This is a genomic window from Pseudomonas sp. PIC25 (assembly GCF_002286785.1).
GTDB lineage: Bacteria > Pseudomonadota > Gammaproteobacteria > Pseudomonadales > Pseudomonadaceae > Pseudomonas_M.
Genome location: NZ_MUJY01000037.1, coordinates 1 through 3,081, shown reverse-complemented (window position 1 = coordinate 3,081; position 3,081 = coordinate 1). Strand labels below are relative to the sequence as shown.

Sequence of the window (3,081 nt, the reverse complement as noted above, 5' to 3'; positions counted from 1 at the left end):
GGATGGAGATCACGTCGCCGTCGCGCGCAGTGAGGGAGATGCCCTTGAGCACCTCGAGGTCGCCGTAGCGTTTGTGCAGGTTGCGGATTTCCAGCGCGGGCGTGGCCTCGGCCATGTGGGCTCCTCTCTTTCTTATTCAATGCGCTCCGGCTATGGGCTGGCCTTCCTAGCGAGGCGCCAACCTAGCATAGCGCTCCGGCGAGCGCCAAGCCGCTTTCCGCTGGCAAAACAGTGGCGGCGACATGTTGTCGCATCACTGCAGTTGACTGTCGCGCGAGTGCAAGAGGAGCCGCGAGGGACGAGCGGCGCCGGAGCCGGATGGCGCCGGTTGCGGCGCGTTCGGAGAAAGCGCCCGGCAGAGGCATCTGCCCGGGCGCATGCCATGTGGCCGGGCGATCAGAACCGGTAGTTGGCGCTGACTTCCAGGGTGCGCGGTGCGCCGGGAGTAATCAGGTCCACCGAACCGTGGGCCGAGGCGTAGTACTCCTTGTCGAAGATATTGCGCAGGCGCATGGCCATGTCCCACCTCGGCTGCTCGTAGAACAGCGCCGCGTCGGCGGTGGTGTAGCTGGGCATGACGGTCACGTTGTCCAGCGCGGTGTAGCGTTCGTCCACGTAATTCACGCCAAGGCCGGCGCGCCATTCCGGCGCCAGCGAGCGCACCAGCCAGAGGTTGGCGCTATTGCGTGGGGTCAGGGTCGGCACCTGGCCTTCGTTGTCCACGCCGTTGGTGCGGCTGTTCGACTTGGCGATCTCGGCATCCAGGTAGGCGTAGCCGGCATAGATTTCCCACTTGTCGCTCAGGCGCCCGCTGATGGTGGTCTCGAAGCCATCGGTGCGCTGCTCGCCAGCCAGGACCAGGCGGGCCGGGTTGGCCGGATCGGTGGTTTTGATGTTGGTGCGCTCCAGGCGGAAGATTGCCGCGGTGATCGACAGACGATCGCCCAGCAGATCCCACTTGGTGCCGATCTCGTAGTTGGTGGTCTCTTCCGGCTCGAGGTCGGCGTTGGTGGCGGTCAGTGCGAACATTTCGGCAGACGGCTGGTGGGAGCGGCTCACCGAGAGGTAGTAGGACTGCACATCGTTCGGCTCATAGACCAGGCCGGCACGCGGGCTCCAGGTGTAATCGGTCCGCGACAGCTCGTTGCCGGTCATGTCGTCGGCGTATTCCTGGTCGAACCTGTCGTAGCGAACGCCCACCAAGGCTTTCCAGTGCGGGCTCAATTCGACCAGGTCCTGCACGTAGAAACCTGCCGTGTCCTGTGTGTTGACGCCATCGCTGGTCTTGCGCGAAGCCTGGAACGGCACGCGGATCAGACCATCGCTGAACACCGGTACCTGGGCCACGTTGTCCTGGCTGAACACCAGTTGGTTCTTTTCCTGGCGACCCAGTTCCACCCCGTATAGCAGGTTGTGTTGCATGCCGGCGAGCGTGGCCTGTTGCTTCAGCTCGGTCTGGTTGAACCAGCCGTCTTCCTTGCGTTGCACATTGCCGCGGCGCAGCTTGATCAGCAGCTCGCCGTTGCTGTCGGTGACGAAGCGGGAGGCGTCGGTATGGGCCAGCGTGTTGTTGCGGTCGAGGTCGTAGTGGTAGTAGCGGCTGGTGTTGGTCAGGGTCAGGGCATCGTTGATGCGGTAATCGACGCCAGCGGTGAAGGAGAAGACTTCGCTGCGGGTGTAGTCCTGGTCTGCGTCCGCCGAGCCAAAACGCTTGTCGCGGTCGACGTTCACCGGACGGCCGTTCAGCGCAGGGATGCCGAAGTCGATCAGGCGCTTGTCGTACAGGTAGGTCGCGCCCAGGTTCAGCTCCAGATCGTCGGACAGCTTGAAGTAGGCGGACGGGGCGATGGCCTTGCGCTCGAGGAAGGCGTCGTCGCGGAAGCCGTCGCTGTCTTCCAGCGCGCCGGTGACCCGGAACGCCTTGTCGCCACGCTGGGTATCCGCCCAGCCGGCATCGAACTGTGTGCGCTTCTTGCCTTCGGAATCGAAGGTCACGCCGACTTCCTGCACGGGGGCGAAATTGGGTTTCTTGCTCACGCTATTGATCAGGCCGCCCGATGAGCCGCGACCATACAGCACGCCCGCCGGCCCCTTGATCACTTCCACCCGCTCGATATTAGATAGATCGCGGTAATAGAGGGCATCGTCACGCACGCCGTCGATGTACATGTCGCCAATGGCGCTGAAGCCGCGGATGGTGACCTGATCGCGCTGGCCGTCGCCGTTGGACAGGCCGACTCCCGGCACATTCTTCAGCACATCCTCCATGGACTGGGCGTTCTGGTCCTTGATCACGCTTTGCGGAATCACGTTGACCGTCTGCGGGATGTCCCGGAGCGGGGCGTCGATCTTCAGCGCACTCTTGCTGGTGCTCTGCTTGTAACTGTCTTCCGTCCGGGCGCCGGTGACGGTGGACGCCGGCATTTCCAAGGCGGTCTTGGATTCTGCACCCTGGAGTGCCGGAGCAACGAGCAGGCCGAGCAGAGATAGACAGGCCGGATGAATGCGTGAATTAGCCAACTTCAACTCCCCATTTTTTATAAAAAATAATGGTAACAATTCTTATTAAAATTTGTTACGTGTTCTTATTAGGGGGGTTGTGCTACCCGCAACAGATGGGGTGGGTTGCAGTTCATCGGGATAGAAGGGACTGCGAGCAAGCGGGAAGGGCCTGACGTCTAAGAGAGCAGCGCGCTATGAACTTTTATGATGGCAAAATGATTGCGCGAAGACTTTCCCTCAACTAGGTTCGAAATGGGCAATGGAATTACAAGGAGACCGTAATGCTCATCAGAAACCTGCTGCCGGCAGTAATTGCCACGCTATTCGTCCTTTGTGCCCCAGTCGCATCGGCGCAAAACACTCTTCCCTTCGGCCCGACGGCCGGGACGGACCGGATCGAGCACGGCGGCGGATGCCGCAAGGACTCACCACCGGGACAGTGCTGCCATGCCGGGTCTCAGCCCTATCACTGCCACTAAGCGTAAGCGTCTGGCGAACACGCCTCCTCGATCCCTCCTGGCTTCGGCATGGTGTCCACCTGTTTTTGGTGGACACCATTTCAAGCCCCTTGCGGAGGAT

The 3,081-nt window shown here is 61.6% G+C and carries 1 protein-coding gene and 1 pseudogene; both read right to left on the bottom strand.

What is annotated here, in order from left to right:
• Positions 1-115 (bottom strand): annotated as a pseudogene (locus tag BZL41_RS02655) (ATP-binding protein); the annotation flags it as partial.
• Positions 116-396: 281 nt separating this feature from the next.
• The gene (locus BZL41_RS02650) at positions 397-2,520 is read right to left on the bottom strand and encodes a TonB-dependent siderophore receptor (RefSeq protein ID WP_095597871.1); all 2,124 of its coding nucleotides are present in this window, start codon (positions 2,518-2,520) and stop codon (positions 397-399) included.
• Between the last annotated feature and the right edge of the window lie 561 nt (positions 2,521-3,081).